The organism is Burkholderia sp. 567 (assembly GCF_040545115.1).
Lineage (GTDB): Bacteria > Pseudomonadota > Gammaproteobacteria > Burkholderiales > Burkholderiaceae > Burkholderia > Burkholderia ambifaria.
This window is the reverse complement of sequence record NZ_JBEPLG010000017.1, coordinates 1-22,436: the sequence shown is the minus strand read 5'-3', so window position 1 is coordinate 22,436 and position 22,436 is coordinate 1. Positions and strand designations below refer to the sequence as shown.

Here is a 22,436-nt window from a genome sequence, read left to right as displayed (position 1 = left end):
GCCGTGATTTGATGTCAGAGTGTCGTCAGCGGCGCGCGGCATCATGCGTGCAGAGGCGGTCCGCCGCGATCGCGGCGGAGCAGGCGCGCGTGAGCCGCGTGCCGGGCCGATCGGACAAAAACGGACGGAGACATCGATGGCAGCAGACCTTGACGTGGGGGCGCTGATCGCGCCCGAAAACGGACTGTCGTACGTGCGCGGCGCGACCGACGTGCCGCTATCCGAAGCGACGATCAGCCGGTTCCTGCTCGACACGGCCGGCCGCTTTCCCGATCGTCCGGCCGTCGTGTTCCGCGAACAGCAGGTGCGCTGGACCTGGCGCGCGTTCGTGCACGAGGTCAACGTGCTCGCGGCCGGCCTGACTGCGCTGGGGATCGTGAAGGGCGATTGCGTCGGCATCTGGTCGCCGAACCGCAGCGAATGGCTGCTCACGCAATTCGCGACCGCGCGCATCGGCGCGGTCCTCGTCAACATCAATCCGGCCTACCGGCTCGCGGAACTCGAGTACGCGCTGAACAAGGTCGGCTGCAAGGCCGTGATCGCGGCCGAGCGCTTCAAGACGTCGGCCTACGTCGAGATGCTGCAGACCATCGCGCCGGAGCTCGCGAGCGCGACGCCGGGCGACCTGCGGGCGGCGCGCGTGCCGAGCCTGCGCACGGTCGTGTCGATGGGCGAGGTCGCGCCGGCCGGCATGTTCCGCTTCGCGGACGTGATGGCGCGCGGCCGCGACACGCTCGACGTCGCGCGGCTCGATGCGATCGGCGCGACGCTCGCGGCTACCGATCCGATCAACATCCAGTTCACGAGCGGCACGACCGGCAGCCCGAAGGGCGCGACGCTCACGCACCGCAACGTCGTCAACAACGCGCGCTTCATCGCGATGACGATGCGGTTCAGCGAGCAGGACGCGCTGTGCATCCCGGTGCCGCTGTATCACTGCTTTGGGATGGTGCTGGCCGTGCTCGCGTGCGTATCGACGGGCGCGGCGATGGTGTTCCCCGGCGAGGCGTTCGACCCGGTCGCGACGCTCGCGGCCGTCGCCGACGAACGCTGCACCGCGCTGCACGGCGTGCCGACGATGTTCATCGCGGAACTCGATCATCCGGAATTCGCGAAATTCGACCTGTCGACGCTGCGCACCGGGATCATGGCCGGCTCGCCGTGCCCGATCGAGACGATGAAGCGCGTCGTGTCGCAGATGCATCTGTCCGAGATCACGATCGCGTACGGGATGACGGAGACGAGCCCCGTGTCGTTCCAGAGCTCGACCGACGATCCGCTCGAGAAGCGCACGACGACGGTCGGCCGCATTCAGCCGCATCTGGAAGTGAAGATCGTCGATCCGGAAGGGCGCATCGTGCCGGTCGGCGCGACGGGCGAGCTGTGCACGAAGGGCTATTCGGTGATGCTCGGCTACTGGGACGACGACGCGAAGACGCGCGAGGTGCTGGTCGACGGCTGGATGCACACGGGCGACCTCGCGACGCTCGATGCGGATGGCTACTGCAACATCGTGGGCCGGCTGAAGGACATGGTGATCCGCGGCGGCGAGAACGTGTATCCGCGCGAGATCGAGGAATTCCTGTTCAGGCATCCGAAGATTCAGAGCGCGCAGGTGTTCGGCGTGCCGGATGCGAAGTACGGCGAGGAGCTGTGCGCATGGATTGTGCTGCGTGCGGACGAGCAGATGTCGGAGGACGACGTGCGCGCGTTCTGCAATGGCCAGATCGCGCACTACAAGATTCCGCGCTACATCCGCTTCGTCGACGAGCTGCCGATGACGGTGACGGGCAAGGTGCAGAAGTTCGTGATGCGCGAACGGATGATCGAAGAGTTGAAGCTCGACGTGCAGAAGACCGCTTGAAACGACGGGCGGCCCGGATGCGGGAACAAGCGCGGCGGCCTTCGGGCCGCCCGATGCGGGCCGCTGCGTTTTCGATGGACGAAAAAAAGCGGGCTTATTAGCCCGCTAAAAACCACACGCTACGGGGTTAGCGCGAGGAGACCAAAGATGAAACCGTGTCCGGCGGGGGCCGGAAACGACTCCAACAGGGATGCCCCTCGGAAGGGCTTCGGTACGTGACCGACTGGCTCGCAGCGCTTCGCGTCCGCTCACACTTGGCACACGAGACCGCATCCGTGTTGAAACCGTTGAGGCCCATTGTGGGCGAATTAATGACCCCTCGCGGTAACAAAGTGTTTCAGGTTGTAACGCCCGCCAGATAAGGCTTTCCGGGATTTTTTGCTGTTTTCGGGATCCTGAAAATGGTCATATTTACTTATCCTTTCCGCAGAGTTTTCATCGTGTGCGCGCAATGCGTTTTTCATGCGTATCGGCATCAGCGAATTGCCGATTTACACGACCGAACGTGCATCGCATGACAGCTACCGTGTATGACGATTCATTCGTCGGAAAGATTTTGAAACGTGATCGGCGGCCGCGATAGTCGGCCATTCGGCCAGTTTCACGATTTTGCGACCGCCGCGTCCCGCGCCGAGATGTAACGGCGCTTCGCATTCGATGAGAGGGACGCGGGGTCGGTGCGCGTTATCGGCGGCCGTTGCCGTGCGCGATCGCGCTTATTTCAGCCACTTGTCGGAGATCGACTGGTACTCGCCGCTCGACAGCGCGAGGTGCAGCCACTGGTCGACGTACTGCTGGAACGCGACGTCGCCGCGGGGCACCATGTACGCCTTTTCGCCGAACTGGAACGGCTTGTCCGGATGCACCGAGCAGAGGCCCGGATTCAGCTTTTGCTGCAGCATCGTCTCGGACGCGTCCGTCACCATCACGTCCGCCTTACCCGCGAGGATCTGCTTGAAGATCGTCACGTTGTCCGGATAGACGGTGAGGTTCGCGTGCGTGAAGAACTGCTTCGCGAAGCGCTCGTTGGTGCCGCCCGGGTTCACGATCACGCGGGTCTCGGGCCGGTCGATCTGCGCGACGGTCTGGTACTTGTCTGCATCCGCGCAGCGCGCGATCGCCGTCTTGCCGTCGACCACGTATGGCTGCGTGAAGAACACGCGCTTCTGGCGCTCGAGCGTGGTCGATACGCCGCCCACCGCGATATCGCACTTCGCGACGAAGTCGTTGGTGAGGTTCGACCAGCTCGTCTTCACGAACTGGGCCTTCACGCCGAGCGATTTCGCGAGCGATTCGGCCATGTCGATGTCGATGCCCTCGAAGCGGCCGTCCGTGCGGTAGTACGAATACGGCTTGTAGTCGCCTGTCGTGCACACGCGCAGCGTGCCGCGGGCGAGCATGTCGTCGAGTCGCGAGCCGGCGTTGGCGCCGGCGACCGGGGACGCGGCTGCGGCGGTCTGAGCGTGCGCGGCGGCGCAGCAAAGCAGGGTGGCGGCGGCAAGCGCGGCCAGCGGGGCGAATGTCTTCATCGGTCTCCTCCTTCGTTCGGGTTGATATCAGCGTCCGATCATAACGGAGCCCTCGCGCGCGTCATATGGCCGCCATCGCATCGGCATACGCAGCGGCACGGCCCCGCTCCGGTAAAATGCCGCTTTGCCTTCGCATCGTCGCTCCTACCGTGGCCCATAACCTGCTCAACGACACCTTCCTGCGTGCGCTTCTGCGCGAGCCGACCGACTACACGCCGATCTGGCTGATGCGCCAGGCGGGCCGCTACCTGCCCGAATACAACGCGACGCGCGCACGCGCCGGCAGCTTCCTCGGCCTCGCGAAGAATCCCGACTACGCGACCGAAGTGACGCTGCAGCCGCTCGAGCGCTTCCCGCTCGACGCCGCGATCCTGTTCTCGGACATCCTGACGATTCCCGACGCGATGGGTCTCGGCCTCGACTTCCAGGTCGGCGAAGGGCCGAAGTTCGCGCATCCGGTGCGCACCGAGGCCGACGTCGCGAAGCTCGCGGTGCCGGACATCGAAGCGACGCTCGGCTACGTGACGGGCGCCGTGCGCGAGATCCGCCGCGCGCTGACCGACGGCCAAGGCCGCCAGCGCGTGCCGCTGATCGGCTTCTCGGGCAGCCCGTGGACGCTCGCGTGCTACATGGTCGAAGGCGGCGGATCGGACGATTTCCGCACGGTGAAGTCGATGGCGTATTCGCGCCCCGACCTGATGCACCGGATCCTCGACGTGAACGCGCAGGCCGTGGCCGCGTACCTGAACGCGCAGATCGAAGCCGGCGCGCAGGCCGTGATGATCTTCGATACGTGGGGCGGCGCGCTGGCGGACGGCGCGTACCAGCGCTTCTCGCTCGACTACATCCGCCGCGTGGTCGGCCAGCTCAAGCGCGAGCACGACGGCGAGCGCGTGCCGGTGATCACGTTCACGAAGGGCGGCGGCCTGTGGCTCGAGGAAATCGCGGCGACCGGCGTCGACGCGGTCGGGCTCGACTGGACGGTGAACCTCGGCGCCGCGCGCGAGCGCGTCGCGGGGCGCGTCGCGCTGCAGGGCAACCTCGACCCGACGATCCTGTTTGCACCGCCGGCCGCGGTGCGCGAGCAGGCGCGCGCGGTACTCGACAGCTACGGCAATCATCCGGGCCACGTGTTCAACCTCGGCCACGGCATTTCGCAGTTCACGTCGCCGGATCACGTCGCCGAACTCGTCGACGAAGTGCATAGCCACAGCCGCAAGATCCTTAGCGGAGCGGCGGTCTGAGCGCCAGCGCCGTCATGCTGCACCGCGGCGTGACGGCGTTGCGCGGCCGGCACTAAACAGGGCGCAAGCCCGCACCGGTTGCCGATTCATCGCTTGTCAAGACTTGACTTATGCACATTTTCCACGTTGCAGCGCGGTAGAGCCCTGTATCGGTCGAATTGTCTCGCTATGGTTTGGGAATTTGAATAGCAGCCTTATGGAATAAGGCTTCGCGGGATGCGGCAGCGGGCGGGCCAAATCGGCGGAAAGCACGGCCCCGCGCGCTTTGCGGCTGTTGAACGGCGAGTTCTCAACAAAGTTATCCACAGGCAGTTCAGGGTATACGGCGATTCCTAATGCGAATCCAAAACTTAGCGCCGAATCTGAAGTTTTACTTTAAGTTCGCCACCTTGACGCGAACGTGGGCGCCGGCCGTTCGCGCGCCGCGAACCGCCGACGGAGCGCGCTGATGGCCGATACCTACCTGCGCGTCGCGCTCGACCACCCACTCGCCACCCTGTTCGACTACCGCTGCGACGTCCAGCCAGCGCCCGAGCCCGGCACGCTCGTCCAGGTGCCGTTCGGCAAGCGGCAGGTCGTCGGGCTCGTCTGCGAAGTGACGACTCACACCGACGTGCCGCCGTCCCGGTTGCGCGCGATCGACGCAATCTGTACCGAACTGCCGCCGCTGGCGCCGGACTGGCTCGCGCTCGTGTCGTTCGCGGCCGATTACTACCAGCGTGGCCGCGGCGAAGTCGCGCTGCCCGCGTTGCCGCAGGCGTTGCGCGATGCGCAGCGCTGGGGGCGGCTGCTGGCGCCGGAAGTACGCTACCGGCTGAGCGAAGCCGGCCGCGCCGCGCTTCCCGACGCACTGCCCGCGCGCGGGGCCGCGTTGCGGCGGCTCGCGCAGGCACTCGCCGACACCGATTCGCTGACATTGCCCGACGTGCGCGCGTTGCACCCGAAGGCGGCCGCCACGCTCGACGACTGGGCGGCGCGCGGCTGGGTCGCGATCGAGGAGATCGGCTGGGCCGATGCGCCTGTGCCCAAAGCTGTGGATAACCTGTCGACAACCAGTGGACGAGCTGTGCCGCCGGCGCTCACCGACCAGCAGGCCGAGGCGCTCGACGCGATCCGCGCCGCGCAGGGTTTCGCGCCGTTCCTGCTGCATGGCGTGACGGGCAGCGGCAAGACCGAGGTCTATCTGCATGCGCTTGCCGCGCTGCTCGACGCGCGGCCCGACGCGCAGGCGCTCGTGCTCGTGCCCGAAATCAACCTGACGCCGCAGTTCGAGGCCGCGTTTCGCGCGCGCTTCGCGGGCACGCTCGCGGACGACGCGATCGTCACGCTGCACAGCGGGCTCGCCGAGGGCGAGCGTGCGCGCAACTGGCTCGCCGCGCACACGGGCCGCGCGCGGATCGTGCTCGGCACCCGGCTCGCGGTGCTCGCGTCGCTGCCGACGCTCGCGCTGATCGTCGTCGACGAGGAACACGAGCCCGCGTACAAGCAGCAGGAAGGGTTGCGCTATTCGGCGCGCGATCTCGCGGTGTGGCGCGCGAAGCATCTCGGCATTCCGGTCGTGCTCGGCTCGGCGACGCCGTCGCTCGAAAGCTGGTGGCAGGCCGAGCAGGGGCGCTACACGCGGCTCACGCTGTCGCGCCGCGCGGTGGCCGACGCGACGCTGCCCACCGTGCGGCTGATCGATCTCGAAGAGGAGCGGCGGCGCGGGCGCGCGTCGCTGGGCGGGCTGTCGGGGCCGCTCGTCGCGGCGCTGAAGGCGCGGCTCGAGCGCGGCGAACAGAGCCTCGTGTTCCTGAACCGGCGCGGTTACGCGCCCCAGCTCGCGTGCGACGCGTGCGGCTGGGTCGCCGGTTGCCCGCGCTGCAGCGCCTACGTCGTGCTGCACAAGCCCGAGCATGCGCTGCGCTGCCATCACTGCGGCTGGGAAGCGCGTATTCCGCGCTCGTGCCCGGAATGCGGGAACGTCGACATCGCGCCGCTCGGGCGCGGCACGCAGCGCATCGAGGAGGCGCTCGCGGAGGCCGTGACGGGCGCGCGGATCCTGCGGATCGACGCGGACAGCACACGACGCAAGGGCAGCGCGCAGGCGTTGTTCTCGGACGTGCACGCCGGTGAAGTCGACATCCTGGTCGGCACGCAGATGATCGCGAAGGGGCACGACTTCCAGCGCGTGTCGCTCGTCGGCGTGCTCAATGCGGACACCGCGCTGTTCTCGCACGACTTCCGCGCGAGCGAGCGGCTGTTCGCGCAGCTGATGCAGGTGAGCGGCCGCGCGGGGCGCGCCGGGCTGCCCGGCGAGGTGCTCGTGCAGACGCGCTATCCGCGTCACGCGCTGTATCACGCGCTCGGCCGGCAGGATTACGTCGGTTTTGCGAATTCGACGCTCGGCGAGCGCCGCGACGCGCACCTGCCGCCGTTCGTCTACCAGGCGCTGCTGCGCGCCGAAGGACGCACGCTCGACGCGGCGCTCGCGTTCCTGCTGCAGGCCGCCGCCGCGCTGCCGGGGCTGCCGGGCGCCGATCGGGTGACCGTATACGACGCGGTGCCGATGACGATCGTGAAAGTCGCGAACGTCCACCGCGCGCAGCTGCTGCTCGAAAGCGCGTCGCGGGCGGCGCTGCAGCATGCGCTGCGGGCCTGGCTCCCCGAGCTGCGCGCGCTGAAGGGCGTACATCGGTGGAACCTCGAGGTCGATCCGCTCGATATCTGATCCGAGCGGCGCGGGCCGCGCGCCACCATCTGATCACGCGGGCCGGCCGTCGAGGCCCTTTCCACACCCGCTTGCGGCGCCCGCCCGGCCGCCCAGTGCAACCGTTTTTCCTCTCCACCCTTCATCCCGGGGGTTGCCCACGCGCCTCAAAGCGGCCCGATCAGGGAAAACACCGATCCGCCGACCACGGGCAACCCCTAGGTTGCAACGATCTAAGTGGCTGATTATATTGGCTAACTTGTGGGTGCAACCAATCTCGCAATTCGGTTGCACCTTTTTATTGCGTGCCGTAGGATTTCGCGCATCCTCTCACACCACATTGCCGGGCCCGCACCGGCGCACGAACCCACCATGGCAAGCACGACTCTCGGCGTCAAAGTCGACGACCTTCTCCGCTCGCGCCTGAAAGACGCGGCCGCGCGTCTCGAGCGCACTCCCCACTGGCTGATCAAGCAGGCGATCTTCGCGTATCTCGAGCGGATCGAGCACGGCCAGTTGCCGCCCGAGCTGTCGGGCCACAGCGGCGTGACGGAGCTCGCCGACGGTCAGTCGACGGACAGCGACGACGACAACTCGCCGCATCCGTTCCTCGAGTTCGCGCAGAACGTGCAGCCGCAATCGGTGCTGCGCGCGGCGATCACGGCCGCGTATCGCCGCCCCGAGCCGGAATGCGTGCCGTTCCTGCTGGGCCAGGCGCGCCTGCCGGCCAACCTGCAAGCGGACGCGCAGGCGCTCGCGACGACGCTCGTCGAGGCGCTGCGCGAGAAGAACTCCGGCGGCGGCGTCGAAGGGCTGATCCACGAGTTCTCGCTGTCGAGCCAGGAAGGCGTCGCGCTGATGTGTCTCGCCGAAGCGCTGCTGCGCATCCCCGACCGCGCGACGCGCGACGCGCTGATCCGCGACAAGATCAGCAAGGGCGACTGGCGCTCGCACGTCGGCCACGCGCCGTCGCTGTTCGTGAACGCGGCGACCTGGGGACTGATGATCACCGGCAAGCTCGTGACGACCAACAGCGAAGCGGGCCTGTCGTCGGCGCTCACGCGCCTGATCGGCCGCGGCGGCGAGCCGCTGATCCGCAAGGGCGTCGACATGGCGATGCGCCTGATGGGCGAGCAGTTCGTCACCGGCGAGACGATTTCCGAGGCGCTCGCGAACAGCCGCAAGTACGAAGCGCGCGGCTTCCGCTACTCGTACGACATGCTCGGCGAAGCGGCGACGACCGAAGAGGACGCGCTGCGCTACTACGCGTCGTACGAGCAGGCGATCCACGCGATCGGCAAGGCGGCCGGCGGCCGCGGCATCTACGAAGGCCCGGGCATCTCGATCAAGCTGTCGGCGCTGCACGCGCGCTACGCGCGCTCGCAGCAGGACCGCACGATGAGCGAGCTGCTGCCGCGCGTGCGCGCGCTGGCGCTGCTCGCGCGCCGCTACGACATCGGCCTGAACATCGACGCGGAAGAAGCCGACCGTCTCGAACTGTCGCTCGACCTGCTCGAGGCGCTGTGCTTCGATCCGGAGCTCGCGGGCTGGAACGGCATCGGCTTCGTCGTGCAGGGCTACCAGAAGCGCTGCCCGTTCGTGATCGACTACCTGATCGATCTCGCGCGCCGCAGCCGTCACCGCCTGATGATCCGCCTGGTCAAGGGCGCGTACTGGGACAGCGAAATCAAGCGCGCGCAGGTCGACGGCCTCGAAGGCTATCCGGTCTACACGCGCAAGATCTACACGGACGTGTCGTACCTCGCGTGCGCGAAGAAGCTGCTCGCGGCGCCCGACGCCGTCTACCCGCAGTTCGCGACGCACAACGCGTACACGCTGGCCGCGATCTATCACCTGGCCGGCCACAACTACTACCCGGGCCAGTACGAATTCCAGTGCCTGCACGGGATGGGCGAGCCGCTGTACGAGGAAGTCACGGGCCGCGACAAGCTGAACCGTCCGTGCCGCGTGTACGCGCCGGTCGGCACGCATGAAACGCTGCTCGCGTACCTGGTGCGCCGCCTGCTGGAGAATGGCGCGAACACGTCGTTCGTGAACCGCATCGCCGACAAGACCGTTTCGGTGAAGGAACTGGTCGCCGATCCGGTCGACGAGGCGTCGAAGGTCGTGCCGCTCGGCGCGCCGCACGCGAAGATCCCGCTGCCGCGCCACCTGTACGGCGACGAGCGTCCCAATTCGATGGGCCTCGACCTGTCGAACGAACACCGTCTCGCGTCGCTGTCGTCCGCGCTGCTCGCGAGCGCGCATCATCCGTGGCGCGCGGCGCCGATGCTCGCCGACGACGCGCTCGCCGACGCACCGGCGCGCGACGTGCGCAACCCGGCCGACCTGCGCGACGTGGTCGGCACGGTCAGCGAAGCGACGGCCGAACACGTGAGCGCGGCGCTCGCGCATGCGGTGGCTGCCGCGCCGATCTGGCAGGCGACGCCGGTCGATGCGCGCGCCGACTGCCTGGTGCGCGCGGCCGACCTGCTCGAAGCGCAGATGCACACGCTGATGGGCCTGATCGTGCGCGAGGCCGGCAAGTCGCTGCCGAACGCGATCGCCGAAATCCGCGAAGCCGTCGACTTCCTGCGCTACTACGCGGCGCAGATCCGCGACGAATTCTCGAACGACACGCATCGTCCGCTCGGCCCCGTGGTCTGCATCAGCCCGTGGAACTTCCCGCTCGCGATCTTCATGGGCCAGGTGGCCGCTGCACTGGCAGCCGGCAACACGGTGCTCGCGAAGCCGGCCGAACAGACGCCGCTGATCGCGGCACAAGCCGTGCGCCTGCTGCGCGAGGCCGGCGTGCCGGCCGGCGCGGTGCAGTTGCTGCCGGGCACCGGCGAGACCGTCGGTGCGGCGCTGGTCGCCGATCCGCGCACGCGCGCGGTGATGTTCACCGGCTCGACCGAAGTCGCGCGCCTGATCAACAAGACGCTGTCCGCGCGCCTCGACCCGGACGGCAAGCCGATTCCGCTGATCGCGGAAACGGGCGGCCAGAACGCGATGATCGTCGACTCGTCGGCGCTCGCGGAACAGGTGGTCGCGGACGTGCTGCAGTCGTCGTTCGACTCGGCCGGTCAACGGTGTTCGGCGCTGCGCGTTCTGTGTCTGCAGGACGATGTCGCGGACCGCACGCTGACGATGCTCAAGGGCGCGATGCACGAGCTGGCGCTCGGCAACCCGGACCGTCTGTCGACCGACGTCGGCCCGGTGATCGATGCCGAAGCGAAGCAGACGATCGACACGCACGTCGCGACGATGACGGACAAGGGTCACACGATCACGCAGCTGCCGGCGCCGGAAGCCTGCGCGCACGGCACCTTCGTGCCGCCGACGCTGATCGAGATCGGCAGCATCGACGAGCTCAAGCGTGAGGTGTTCGGCCCCGTGCTGCACGTCGTGCGCTACCGCCGCAATCAGCTCGACAAGCTGCTCGAGCAGATCCGCGCGACGGGTTACGGGCTGACGCTCGGCATCCACACGCGCATCGACGAGACGATCGCGCACGTGATCTCGAACGCGCACGTCGGCAACATCTACGTGAACCGCAACGTGATCGGCGCGGTGGTCGGCGTGCAGCCGTTCGGCGGCGAAGGGCTGTCGGGCACGGGCCCGAAGGCCGGCGGCGCGCTGTATCTGCAGCGCCTGCTCGCGACGCGTCCGTCGGGCCTGCCGCGTTCGCTCGCGCAGATGCTGATCGCGGACGGCGCGGTCGAAGGCGACTCGCGCGGCAACCCGGCGGCGGCGCTTACCGCGCTGCGCGACTGGCTGATCGAGCAGCGCGAACCGGCGCTGGCCGCGCGCTGCGACGGCTATCTGGCGCAGGTGCCGGCCGGCGCGACCGCGGTGCTGACCGGCCCGACGGGCGAGCGAAACACGTATACACTCGGCCCGCGCGGCACGGTGCTGTGCGTCGCGGCGACGCCGAGCGGTGCGCGTGCGCAGTTCGCGGCGGTGCTGGCGACGGGCAACCGCGCGTTGTTCGCCGGTGCGGCGGGCGAGGCGCTGGTCGCGGCGCTGCCGGCTGCGCTGAAGGCGCATGCGGCCGTGCGCAAGCAGCCCGACGCGCCGTTCGACGCGGTGCTGTTCGAAGGCGACAGCGACGAACTGCAGACGCTCGTGAAGGACGTCGCGCAGCGGCCGGGCCCGATCGTGTCGGTGCAGGGCGTGTCGGCGGGCGCGTTCGAGAACGGCGACGCGGAAGACTACGCGCTCGAGCGACTGCTGACCGAGCGCTCGGTCAGCGTGAACACGGCCGCGGCGGGCGGCAATGCGAATTTGATGACGATCGGCTGACCATCCTTGCCGTTCGGATCAAACAAAGGAAGCGGCAAGGCGATCCCGAAGCCGCTCCATTTACCCTGGTACCAAGGAGATGCTATGCAACACACGATGAAAAAGGTGGCAGGCGCGACGTTCGTCGCTGTCATGTCGCTGGCGGGGACGGCCCATGCGGACGACGTGAAGATCGGTTACGCAGGGCCGATGACGGGCGCCCAGGCTCACTACGGCAAGGATATGCAGAACGGGATCGCGCTCGCGCTGGAAGACTTCAACGCGACGAACCCGAAGATCGGCGGCAAGCCGGTGAAGTTCATGCTCGAGACGCAGGACGACCAGGCTGACCCGCGCACCGGCACGACGGTTGCGCAGAAGCTCGTCGACGACGGCATCAAGGGCATGCTCGGCCACTTCAACTCGGGCACGACGATCCCGGCCTCGCGCATCTACGCGAACGCCGGCATTCCGGAAATCGCGATGGCGACGGCGCCGGAATACACGCAGCAGGGTTACAAGACGACCTTCCGCATGATGACGTCCGACACGCAGCAGGGCTCGGTGGCGGGCACGTTCGCGTCGAAGGATCTCGGCATGAAGAAGATCGCGATCGTCGACGACCGCACGGCCTACGGCCAGGGTCTCGCCGACCAGTTCGAGAAGGCCGCGAAGGCTGGCGGCGCGACGATCGTCGACCGTGAGTTCACGAACGACAAGGCCGTCGACTTCAAGGCGATCCTGACCAAGCTGAAGGCGGCGAAGCCGGATCTCGTCTACTACGGCGGCGCGGATTCGCAGGCAGCGCCGATGGTCAAGCAGATGAAGGCGCTTGGCATGGCCGCACCGCTGATGAGCGGCGAAATGGTGAAGACGCCGACGTTCCTGAAGATCGCGGGCAACGCGGCCGAAGGCACGATCGCATCGCTGGCCGGCCTCCCGCTCGACGAAATGCCGGGCGGCAAGTCGTACGCCGAGAAGTACAAGAAGCGCTTCGGCGAAGACGTGCAGACCTACTCGCCGTACGCATACGACGGCGCGATGGCGATGCTGAACGCGATGAAGAAGGCCGATTCGACCGATCCGGCGAAGTACCTGCCGGTGCTCGCGAAGACCGACATGGCCGGCGTCACGTCGACCCACGTCGCGTACGACGCGAAGGGCGACCTGAAGAACGGCGGCATCACGATGTACAAGGTCGAGAAGGGCGAGTGGAAGCCGCTGAAGAGCATCGGCGGCAAGTAAGCACGATGGTATGACGTGGTTCGCGGCGCCGTGAAACGGGAGTTTCGCGGCGTCGGCGGCCAGCGTCGAACGCCCGCTGCAAGCGCGATGCGCTTGTGGCGGGCGTTTTTTCTTCTGCAATGATTTTCGATCGCCGACGACCGCACGCTGCTCGGCGATCTCCAGCGATTGGCCAGTTCAGCCGTCAACCGAAGCCGACGCTACCGATGATGACGAAGCCGCGTGTGCCAGCGTCACGGCCCGTTCGCGCGCAGCCTCTCTGCCCGCGTGATCGATTTCAGGTCCAAACAGCGTTTTCTCGACGACGATCGATTCGATGTCCGTGATACCGATGAAGCGCAGCCACGCTTCAAGAAACGGCCGCTGAAAGTCGAACGACTCGGCGGGCGTGCTCGATTGCCTTGAATAGTCGAGGCCTCTCGCATAGATCACGACGGCTTTCTTGCCGTTCAGCAATCCCGCCAACCCGCGCTCGTCATATGAGAACAGGATGCCGCGGTGGGACACGGCATCGATGAAATGCTTGAGCTTGTAGGGGATGGAAAAATTCCACAGCGGCACGGAGAACAACAGCGTATCCGCGTCGTGCATCCGCTGCGCCAGCTGCCGAAAACCTGCCCACGCTTGCTGCTGACCTTCGCTGAGCGGCGTGCCGCTCAAGTCCGCGTATTTGGCATCGAGCGCATCGCCGTCGAGTTCGGGCAAGTGCGTCGCCCACAGGTCGAGCACGTCGACCCGATGCTCCGGATGCGCGTCGCGCCAGGCGTCGAGATACGCGTGCGCGACGTCGAGCGATGCGGACCGCGACTTGCGCGGGGAAGATTCGATATGCAGCAAGGTCGACATGGAACCACTCCTGACGGGTTGACGGCCCTCATCAGAACATAGTTCGATTCAAAATATAAACGAAGTATCATCGCGCTAATCAGTAGGATTCGCACTAAATGGCGGGGCATCTCATGTTCGATACCGTTTTGCTGCGCTCCTTCGTGGCCGTCGTCCAGGAAGGCGGGTTCACGCATGCCGCGGCCCGTCTGAATCTGACGCAGTCCGCGGTCAGCGCGCATCTGCGGCGCCTGGAAAAACAGATCGGCCGTGACCTGCTCGTGCGCACCACCCGCTCGGTCACGCTCACAGTGGACGGCGAACTGCTGCTCGGTTACGCGCGCGCCATCCTCGCGCTCAATCAGGACGCGCGGGCGCAGCTGATGCGCGAACCGAGCGCTGGCACGATCCGCGTGGGTCTGTCGGAAGACCTCGCCAATGTCAGGCTGATGCATGTGATGCAGGCGTTTGCCGTGCGGTACCCGCGCATCGCATTCAGCATCAGGGTCGGCATCCCGGGCGAACTGCTCCAGGCGCTGGATCACGGTGAACTGGATGTGGTGATGGGTGGACGCTGCCACGACGGGCCCACCGGACGCGTGCTCTGGCGCGAGCCGCTCGTGTGGGCCGGTGCGGATTGGGCGTCGCTCACGCCTGGCGCACCGGTGCCGATTGCGCTGCTGCCGGAACCGTGCCCGTATCGCGAGGCCGCGCTGGCAGCACTGGCCCGCACGCGCGTGGATTACCGGATCGTGCTCGTATCCCCGAGCAGCGCCGGCCTGTGCGCCGCCGCGCACGCGGGCTTTGCGGTCACGCCGATCGTGCACACGCAACTTGCGCACGGCTTGCGTGCGATCCCGCCGGATGCCGGCCTGCCGGCGCTGCCCGATGTAGAGTTCACGATGTTCGCGGCGCCGGGCGCGTCGGCCCGGGTCGTCGATGAACTGGGCAACGCGATCGTGCTGGCATTCGCGCACAAAGGATGACGACGATCATCGCGGCGACCGGGGCGGGAGGCCATCAAGCCGGATAGGCCCGTTGCAGCAACGCAGCGACGTCGAGCGCATGCGGATCGAAGCCGCCTGCAATGCGGCCCCAGTCGGGCGCGGCGAGCCGCGTCGCGATGAACGCGTCGGCGACGGCCGCGGGCGCGTCACGCCGCAGCAGGCACGCCTGCGCGACCAGCGCGAGCCGCTGCGCGAACAGGCGGGCCGACGCCTCGAGCGTGTCGGCCGGCGCCGCGAGCATTGCGCGCAGCGCATCGAGCGCCGCGCGGATGCGCGGTTCGCCGGCGCCGAGGTCGGCCAGTTCGGCGAGCAACGCCGCGGCCGCGTCGGGTTCGCGCGACACCGCGCGCAGCACGTCGAGGCACATCACGTTGCCGGAGCCTTCCCAGATCGAGTTGACCGGCGCTTCGCGGAACAGCCGCGCGATCGGGCCGTCGTCGACGTAGCCGTTGCCGCCGAACACTTCCATCACCTCGCCGGTCAGCTCAACCGCGCGCTTGCAGACCCAGAATTTCGCGGCGGGCGTGACGATCCGTTTCCACGCGCGTTCGCGCGGCGAGTCGTCGCGCTCGAACGCGTCGGCGAGCCGCATCGCGAGCGCGAGCGCGGCCTCGCTTTCGAGCGCGAGATCGGCGAGCACGGTGCGCATCAGCGGCTGCTCGGCGAGCGCGCGGCCGAACGCATGGCGCTGGCGCGTGTACGCGATCGCCTGCACGACGCCCTGGCGCAGCATCGCCGCGCTGCCGAGCACGCAGCTCAGCCGCGTGTAGGTGGCCATCTCGATGATGGTCGGAATGCCGCGGCCTTCGTCGCCGAGCATGATGCCCCACGCATCATTCAGCTCGATCTCGCTGCTCGAGTTGCTGCGGTTGCCGACCTTGTTCTTCAGCCGCTGGATTTCGACCGCGTTCTTCGTGCCGTCCGGCCGCCAGCGCGGCACGTAGAAGCACGACGGGCCGCCGGCCTCGGTACGCGCGACGACCAGGTGCGCGTCGCACATCGGCGCGGAGAAGAACCACTTGTGGCCGCGCAGCCGGTATTCGCCGCCGCGCCCGCCCGCGCCGACCGCGGTCGCGAGCGTCGTGTTCGCGCGCACGTCGGAGCCGCCCTGTTTCTCCGTCATCCCCATGCCGAACCAGATCGAGCGCTTGTCGGCGACCGGCACGTCGCGCGGATCGTAGTCGTCGCTGTACAGCTTGTCGCGCAGCAGGTTCCACAGTGCGGGCTCCTTCTGCAGCACCGGAATCGCGGCCTGCGTCATCGTCGCCGGGCACAGCGTGCCGGCTTCGATCTGGCCGTGCAGGTAGAAGCCGGCCGCGCTCGCGGCCCAGCGGCCGGGGCGCGTATCGCGGAACGGCAGTGACACGAAGCCTTCGTTGCGGTACAGGCCGAGCAGCGTGTGCCAGGCCGGATGGAAGTCGACGCGGTCGATGCGCCGGCCGCGCCGGTCGAACGCGTTCAGCTCCGGCGTGTGGCGGTTCGCTTCGTCGGCGAGCTGTGCGGTGTCGGCGCTGCCAAGGCGCGCGCCGTATGCGTCGAGCTGCGGCACGGCCCAGTCGGCGCCCGCGCGGGCCAGCGCGTCGCGCAGCGCGATGTCGGTGGCGAAGAGGTTATAGTCGACCAGTTCGTCGAACTGGTTCGTGACGGCATGGTTCGATTCGGTCATCGGGCTGTCTCCGGTCTCGTGCTTCGCGGTCTGCCGCTCGGGTGCCGCAGCGCTGGCGTTTGCGCGCCAGCGCCGGCTTCCGGTCATACGTGTATCCACTGAATTTCAGAGTAGCAAATATGCCGCCGCGACATGTTCAGGTTCCGGCGCCGCCCGGCCAGCCGGCGGCGCAACCCGCGCCCGCGTTGCGCCGCCGGCCGCGCCAGTCGCGCGCGCAGGCCACGTCCGACGCGCTCCAGCAGGCCTTCGTTCAGCTTTTGCTCGAGCACGGCTACGCGAAGGCGACGATCCGCGAGATCGCGGCCGTCGCGGGCGTGAGCATCGGCACCTTCTACGAATACTTCGGCGACAAGCAGAGCCTCGCCGCGCTGTGCATCCACCGGCGCGTGCAGGCGCTGGCCGACCGGCTGCGCGACGCGGCGCACGGCTTGCGCGGCGCGCCGCGCGTCGAACTCGCGGCCGCGCTGGTGGATGTGCAGGTCGATGCGATCGGCGCCGACGCCGCACTGTGGGGCGCTTTCTTCGCGCTGGAGCGGCAGGTGTCGCCGCTCGCCGCGTACCGCCGGCATTACGACGCGTATGTCGCGCTGTGGCGCGACGCGTTCGCGCAGGCCGCCGATCCGCCGCCGGCCGCGCGGCTCGACGGGATCGCACGGATGGCGCATACGATCTGCTACGGCGGCGTGTCGCAGGCGCTGCTCACGCTCGGGCCCTCACTCGATTTCATCGCGTTGCGCGCCGAGCTTCAGGCCGTGCTGCGCGCCTATCTGGCGGCAGCAGGCGAGTGATGCGCGCTGCGGCCGCACCGCCTAGGGGTAATGCCTGATTCGCATGCATTGTCGGCGGCACCACGGTGGCATCGCGCCTTTCTGCTGCCGGGCCATGAGAAAAATGCATGGCCTCCATGACGAACTTTCGGTTGTCCACGCTTATTGGCTCGGGCTAAATCATCCCGCATGAGCCGGGCCGCGCGCGTTGCGTTGCGCGGGCCAGCCCGAAAGGACATCAGAAGGAGGAGTCATGCGAAGCGCCACCACGCCCCGTTCGAAACTGCCGGACGTCGGGACGACGATCTTCACGGTGATCGGCCAACTCGCCGCGCAGCACGATGCGCTGAACCTGTCGCAGGGCGCGCCGAATTTCGCGCCCGATCCGGCGCTCGTCGAGGGCGTCGCGCGCGCGATGCGCGACGGCCACAACCAGTACGCGCCGATGGCCGGCCTCGCGTCGCTGCGCGAGCGGCTCGCGGAGAAGACCGAGGCGCTGTACGGCGCGCGCTACGACCCGGGCACCGAGATCACGGTGATCGCGAGCGCGAGCGAAGGGCTCTACGCGGCGATCAGCGCGCTCGTGCATCCGGGCGACGAGGTGATCTATTTCGAGCCGTCGTTCGACAGCTATGCGCCGATCGTGCGGATGCAGGGCGCGACGCCGGTCGCGATCAAGCTGTCGTCCGGGCATTTCCGCGTGAACTGGGACGAAGTGGCCGCGGCGATCACGCCGCGCACGCGGATGATCATCGTCAACACGCCGCACAACCCGACCGCGACGGTGTTTTCCGCCGACGATCTCGAACGGCTCGCGCAGCTCACGCGCGATACCGACATCGTGGTGTTGTCCGACGAAGTCTACGAGCACGTCGTGTTCGACGGCGCGCAGCACCAGAGCGTCGCGCGTCATCGCGAGCTGGCCGAGCGCAGCGTGATCGTGTCGTCGTTCGGCAAGTCGTTCCACGTGACGGGCTGGCGGGTCGGCCATTGCCTCGCGCCGGCCGAGCTGATGGGCGAGATCCGCAAGGTGCACCAGTTCATGGTGTTCTCGGCCGATACGCCGATGCAGGTCGCGTTCGCGGAAATCCTCGCGCGGCCCGAAAGCTATCTCGGCCTGTCGGCGTTCTACCAGGCCAAGCGCGACCTGCTCGCGCGCGAGCTGGCCGATTCGCGCTTCGAGCTGCTGCCGAGCGAAGGCTCATTCTTCATGCTCGCGCGGTTCCGGCACTTCTCGGACGAGCGCGACAGCGACTTCGTGCTGCGCCTGATCCGCGATGCGCGCGTCGCGACGATTCCGCTGTCGGCGTTCTATGCCGACGGCACCGACGCGGGCGTGATTCGCCTCAGTTTCTCGAAGGACGACGCGACGCTGATCGAAGGCGCGCGGCGGTTGCGGTCGCTGTAAATCGCGGGCGCGAGCCCGCACCCAAGCAGGCGACATGTACGTCGCACCGAAGGCCACGGATGGGACCGGAGCACGCGCCGAAGCGCGGCGCCGGTCGACAAGTCAGGAGATTCACGATGAAGCACGGACACACCCTGAAACTCGCGTTCGCACTCGCATGCGCGCTCGGCGCCGGTGCGGCGTTCGCCGACGGCCAGACCCTGCGTTTCGGCCTGGAGGCGCAATACCCGCCGTTCGAATCGAAGGCGCCGAACGGCGACCTGCAGGGCTTCGACATCGACGTCGGCAACGCCGTCTGCCAGAGCGCGAAGCTGTCGTGCAAATGGGTCGAGACGTCGTTCGACGGATTGATTCCCGCGCTGAAAGGCCGCAAGTTCGACGCGATCAACTCGGCGATGAATGCGACCGAACAGCGGCGCCAGGCGATCGACTTCACGACGATCATCTATCGCGTGCCGACGCAACTGATCGCGCGCACCGGCAGCGGCCTGCTGCCGACGCCGGAAGCGCTGAAGGGCAAGCGCGTCGGCGTGCTGCAGGCGTCGATCCAGGAAACCTATGCGAAGGCGCACTGGGAGCCGGCCGGCGTGTCGATCGTCGCGTACCAGGACCAGAACCAGGCGTATGCGGATCTCGTGGCGGGTCGCGTCGACGCGACGCTGGTGCTCGCGCCGGCCGGCCAGCGCGGCTTCCTGTCGCGTCCGGATGGCAAGGGCTTCGCGTTCGTCGGTCAGCCGGTGCGCGACGACAAGATTCTCGGCAGCGGGATCGCGTTCGGCCTGCGCAAGGGCGACGACGCGCTGAAGGCGAAGCTCGATGCGGCGATCGACAAGCTGAAGGCGGACGGCACGGTGAAGTCGCTCGGCCAGAAGTACTTCGGCGACATCGACATTTCCACCAAGTAAGCGGGCGCGCGTGATGCAGAGCCAGAATACGGCTGCCGCGAAAGACGGTCACGGCGCGGCACCGCTGGCGGACGACGCGCTGGAGGCGGCGCTCGTCGCCGGCTTGGGCGACGCACTCGTCACGCGGGCGGCCGACATCGATCCGCACTACTTCACCGCGTACAACGAGCCGGCCGGCGTGCGGACGCGCGCGCTGGTGCGGCCGCGCAGCGTCGACGACGTGTCGCGCACGCTTGCGCTGTGCACGCGGCTCGGGCAGCCGGTCGTGCCGCAGGGCGGCCTCACGGGGCTTGCGCGCGGCGCGGTCGCGCTGGGCGGCGAGGTCGTGCTGTCGCTGGAACGTTTCGCCGGCGTCGAAGCGATCGACACGGCGGCAGGGACGATGACGGTGCGCGCCGGGACGCCGCTGCAGACGGTGCAGGAAGCGGCGGACGCGGCGGGTTTCACGTTCGGTGTGGATCTCGGCGCGCGCGGTTCGTGCCAGATCGGCGGCATGCTCGCGACCAACGCGGGCGGCACGCGCGCGATCCGCTACGGCATGATGCGCGAGCAGGTGCTCGGGCTCGAGGCCGTGCTGGCCGACGGCACCGTGGTGTCGTCGATGAACCGGATGCTGAAGAACAACGCGGGCTACGACCTGAAGCAGCTGTTCATCGGCAGCGAAGGCACGCTCGGCGTCGTCACGCGTGCGGTGCTGCGGCTGCATCCCAAGCTCGCCGCACCGGCCACCGCACTCTGCCGGGTGCATGGCTATGACGCCGTCGTCGCGTTGTGGAACCGCATGCGCGCACTACCGGAGATCGTCAGTTTCGAAGCGATGTGGCCGGCTTTCTACGACTATGTCGCGCGTCATACGCCCGGCGTCGTCGCGCCGTTCGCGGGCGACGGCAGCTTCGCGGTGCTGATCGAGTGCGCGACGAGCGCCCCGCGCGGCGATGCGCGCGAGGCGCTGGAAACCGCGCTCGCGGATGCGATCGACATGGGGTTGGTGGACGATGCCGCGCTGGCGACCTCGGAGCGGCAGGCGCGTGACCTGTGGACCTTGCGCGAGGGCCTTGCAATCGATGCGCTGCCGCATCTGATGAACTTCGACGTGAGCCTGCCGACCGGTGAACTCGGCCTGTTCGCCGAGCGCTGCGAAGCGGCATTGCGTGCGCTTTGGCCCGACATTGTGTGTCTGTGCTTCGGCCACGTCGGTGACGGCAACGTGCATATCGGCGTATCGCTCGCCGACATGCGCGACACGGATGCCGACGCGATCGATCGGTGCGTGTATGCGGTCGTGCGCGAGATGGGCGGCTCGGTGTCGGCGGAGCACGGCATCGGCATGCTCAAGCGAGCCTATCTCGGCCACACGCGCGGCGAAGCCGAAATCGGCCTGATGCGGCGCCTGAAGGCCGCGCTCGATCCCGCAGGCCTACTCAATCCCGGCAAGGTGCTTTGAGCGGCGCGAGCCGAGGGTGATGCGCGTCAGACGTCGACCCAGCGCAGCGCGCCGATCTTCAGGTGTTCGACGACGCTGCGGGCCCAGTCGAGCTCCGCGTTGAGCAGCACGAGCGCATGCTCGTTCTGCAGCAGGAACAGGCGCGGCACCTGGTCGTTCTGCGCGGCGTTGCGCAGCGACTCGAGACGTTCGCGTTCGGCTTCGAGCGCGGCGATGCGGCGCTCGAGTTGGTGGCGTGCGTCCTCCGCGTCGAGCAGCGGCAGGAATGCAAGGCCGGCGCCGAACGCCGGAAACTCGCGCGCAGGCTCCGCGAGCAGCGCATGCAGCCACGCCTGCCCGGCCGTGTGTCCGGTCTCGGTCAGCGTGTACAGCGTGCGCTCGGGAAACGCGCCATCGCGCTCGGTGTCGTGCACGGCGATCAGCCCGTCGCGCAGCAGACGGTCGATCGTCTGGTAGAGGCTCGTGCGCTGCCGCACGTTGACGACTTCGTCATAGCCTCGCGCCTTCAGCTGCTGCAGCATCCCGTACGGATGCATCGGCGTTTCGGTGAGCGTCGCGAGGACCGCGAGCGCGAGCGGAGACGGGCGGCTCGATGTCATGAATAGTTATCTTATACCTAGTAAGAATATGACTAGTATTAACTAGACAATCATATTCCACAAGGGTTTCAGCCGAGGTGCGAGCGCTTCGCGGCCGGCGCGACGGTTTCCATCGTCGCCAGACCATGCACGATTCCGCAATCCTCCACCGAATGTTCGCCGACGCACTGGCGGCGCAATTCGGTGAGCTGGTCGCGCAGATGCGTCAGTTCGGCGAGGCGCGCGTCGACGTGGCCGATGTGCTCGTCGAGCAGCGAGTTGACCGAATCGCACGGGTGGGCCGGCGTGTCGGTGAGCTGCAGCAGCGTGCGGATTTCGTCGTGCGCCATGTCGAGCGCGCGGCAGTTGCGGATGAAGCGCAGCCGTTCGACGTGCACGTCGGTGTAGTTGCGGTAGTTCGCATCGGTGCGCTCGGCGTCGGGCATCAGCCCCTCCCGCTCGTAGAAGCGGATCGTTTCGGGCGTGCAGCGGGCCGCCTTGGCCAATTCGCCGATCTTCATGGCTTTCTCCGTTGCAAGGGTTGACCTTGTAGTGGCTTCAGGGTGTTAACTCTACACCGTCAAGCCATAGAGGAGGTTGTCATGACCGACGCGCAGCGTCCCCACGACCCACGACACCGTCATGCCGGCGGCGCCGCGACCTGCAGCGCCGACGCGCGCGACACGCAGGCGGCGACCGTTGCCGATGCGGGGCCGGCGGCCGGCGAGCACGCGCATGGTGACGCGGCAGCGCGCGGCGCGCAGGCGGATGGATGCGGTCACAAGCATGATCACGATCACGGATCTGCGCGCGGCACGGGGCATGACCACGGCGATCAGGCCGACCCTGCGCACGGCGACGCGGCAGCGCGCGGCGCGCAGCCGCGTGGATGCGGTCACAAGCATGATCACGATCACGGATCTGCGCGCGGCACGGGGCATGACCACGGCGATCAGGCCGACCCTGCGCACGGCGACGCGG

16 protein-coding genes are annotated in these 22,436 nt (G+C 67.9%); 10 read left to right on the top strand and 6 right to left on the bottom strand.

What is annotated here, in order from left to right:
* The first annotated feature begins 136 nt into the window (after positions 1 to 136).
* Positions 137 to 1,864 carry an AMP-binding protein gene (locus ABIC50_RS32555; protein ID WP_354168875.1) on the top strand — a complete coding sequence of 576 codons (1,728 nt, stop codon included), beginning with the start codon at positions 137 to 139 and terminating at the stop codon, positions 1,862 to 1,864.
* A 716-nt stretch (positions 1,865 to 2,580) separates the two neighbouring features.
* Here the strand turns inward: ABIC50_RS32555 and ABIC50_RS32550 are convergent.
* Positions 2,581 to 3,393 carry a transporter substrate-binding domain-containing protein gene (locus ABIC50_RS32550; protein WP_354168872.1) on the bottom strand — a complete coding sequence of 271 codons (813 nt, stop codon included), beginning with the start codon at positions 3,391 to 3,393 and terminating at the stop codon, positions 2,581 to 2,583.
* 149 nt (positions 3,394 to 3,542) lie between these two features.
* Here ABIC50_RS32550 and hemE point away from each other — a divergent pair, with 149 nt between their 5' ends.
* The 4 genes from hemE (at position 3,543) to ABIC50_RS32530 (ending at position 12,855) form a co-directional block, all read left to right on the top strand.
* Complete coding sequence (gene hemE / locus ABIC50_RS32545; protein WP_041491061.1) at positions 3,543 to 4,637, top strand: uroporphyrinogen decarboxylase; 1,095 nt, start codon at positions 3,543 to 3,545, stop codon at positions 4,635 to 4,637.
* 448 nt (positions 4,638 to 5,085) lie between these two features.
* Positions 5,086 to 7,347, top strand: a complete 2,262-nt coding sequence (locus ABIC50_RS32540) for a primosomal protein N' (protein WP_175665552.1) — start codon at positions 5,086 to 5,088, stop codon at positions 7,345 to 7,347.
* A 351-nt stretch (positions 7,348 to 7,698) separates the two neighbouring features.
* On the top strand, positions 7,699 to 11,631 hold the full coding sequence (gene putA / locus ABIC50_RS32535) for a trifunctional transcriptional regulator/proline dehydrogenase/L-glutamate gamma-semialdehyde dehydrogenase (protein ID WP_354168869.1): 3,933 nt from the start codon (positions 7,699 to 7,701) through the stop codon (positions 11,629 to 11,631).
* A gap of 84 nt (positions 11,632 to 11,715) precedes the next feature.
* Positions 11,716 to 12,855 (top strand): branched-chain amino acid ABC transporter substrate-binding protein, encoded by a 1,140-nt coding sequence (locus ABIC50_RS32530; protein WP_006751777.1) that lies wholly within the window; start codon positions 11,716 to 11,718, stop codon positions 12,853 to 12,855.
* Positions 12,856 to 13,032: 177 nt separating this feature from the next.
* Here ABIC50_RS32530 and ABIC50_RS32525 read toward each other — a convergent pair whose 3' ends face one another.
* Positions 13,033 to 13,701 carry an FMN-dependent NADH-azoreductase gene (locus ABIC50_RS32525; RefSeq protein WP_354168866.1) on the bottom strand — a complete coding sequence of 223 codons (669 nt, stop codon included), beginning with the start codon at positions 13,699 to 13,701 and terminating at the stop codon, positions 13,033 to 13,035.
* Between the two features lie 113 nt (positions 13,702 to 13,814).
* On the opposite strand from ABIC50_RS32525, the gene ABIC50_RS32520 reads away from it, so the two are divergent.
* A complete protein-coding gene (locus tag ABIC50_RS32520; protein ID WP_105830791.1) occupies positions 13,815 to 14,666 on the top strand; it encodes a LysR substrate-binding domain-containing protein in 852 nt (283 codons plus the stop codon).
* Between the two features lie 34 nt (positions 14,667 to 14,700).
* On the opposite strand, the gene ABIC50_RS32515 is transcribed toward ABIC50_RS32520, so the two are convergent.
* On the bottom strand, positions 14,701 to 16,353 hold the full coding sequence (locus tag ABIC50_RS32515) for an acyl-CoA dehydrogenase family protein (protein ID WP_229061223.1): 1,653 nt from the start codon (positions 16,351 to 16,353) through the stop codon (positions 14,701 to 14,703).
* A gap of 119 nt (positions 16,354 to 16,472) precedes the next feature.
* Here ABIC50_RS32515 and ABIC50_RS32510 point away from each other — a divergent pair, with 119 nt between their 5' ends.
* From ABIC50_RS32510 to ABIC50_RS32495, 4 genes are all read left to right on the top strand, one after another.
* Complete coding sequence (locus tag ABIC50_RS32510) at positions 16,473 to 17,141, top strand: TetR/AcrR family transcriptional regulator (RefSeq protein WP_354168863.1); 669 nt, start codon at positions 16,473 to 16,475, stop codon at positions 17,139 to 17,141.
* Between the two features lie 232 nt (positions 17,142 to 17,373).
* On the top strand, positions 17,374 to 18,528 hold the full coding sequence (locus ABIC50_RS32505; RefSeq protein ID WP_175700211.1) for a pyridoxal phosphate-dependent aminotransferase: 1,155 nt from the start codon (positions 17,374 to 17,376) through the stop codon (positions 18,526 to 18,528).
* 116 nt (positions 18,529 to 18,644) lie between these two features.
* The gene (locus tag ABIC50_RS32500) at positions 18,645 to 19,433 is read left to right on the top strand and encodes an ABC transporter substrate-binding protein (protein ID WP_175657298.1); all 789 of its coding nucleotides are present in this window, start codon (positions 18,645 to 18,647) and stop codon (positions 19,431 to 19,433) included.
* Positions 19,434 to 19,446: 13 nt separating this feature from the next.
* Positions 19,447 to 20,877 (top strand): FAD-binding oxidoreductase, encoded by a 1,431-nt coding sequence (locus tag ABIC50_RS32495; protein ID WP_354168860.1) that lies wholly within the window; start codon positions 19,447 to 19,449, stop codon positions 20,875 to 20,877.
* A gap of 26 nt (positions 20,878 to 20,903) precedes the next feature.
* On the opposite strand, the gene ABIC50_RS32490 is transcribed toward ABIC50_RS32495, so the two are convergent.
* From ABIC50_RS32490 to ABIC50_RS32480, 3 genes are all read right to left on the bottom strand, one after another.
* Positions 20,904 to 21,476 (bottom strand): PadR family transcriptional regulator, encoded by a 573-nt coding sequence (locus tag ABIC50_RS32490; protein ID WP_354168857.1) that lies wholly within the window; start codon positions 21,474 to 21,476, stop codon positions 20,904 to 20,906.
* A 68-nt stretch (positions 21,477 to 21,544) separates the two neighbouring features.
* A complete protein-coding gene (cadR, locus tag ABIC50_RS32485; RefSeq protein ID WP_354168854.1) occupies positions 21,545 to 21,976 on the bottom strand; it encodes a Cd(II)/Pb(II)-responsive transcriptional regulator in 432 nt (143 codons plus the stop codon).
* Between the two features lie 51 nt (positions 21,977 to 22,027).
* Positions 22,028 to 22,436, bottom strand: a 409-nt coding sequence (locus ABIC50_RS32480; RefSeq protein ID WP_502913538.1) for a hypothetical protein, incomplete at its 5' end; no start/stop codon positions are given.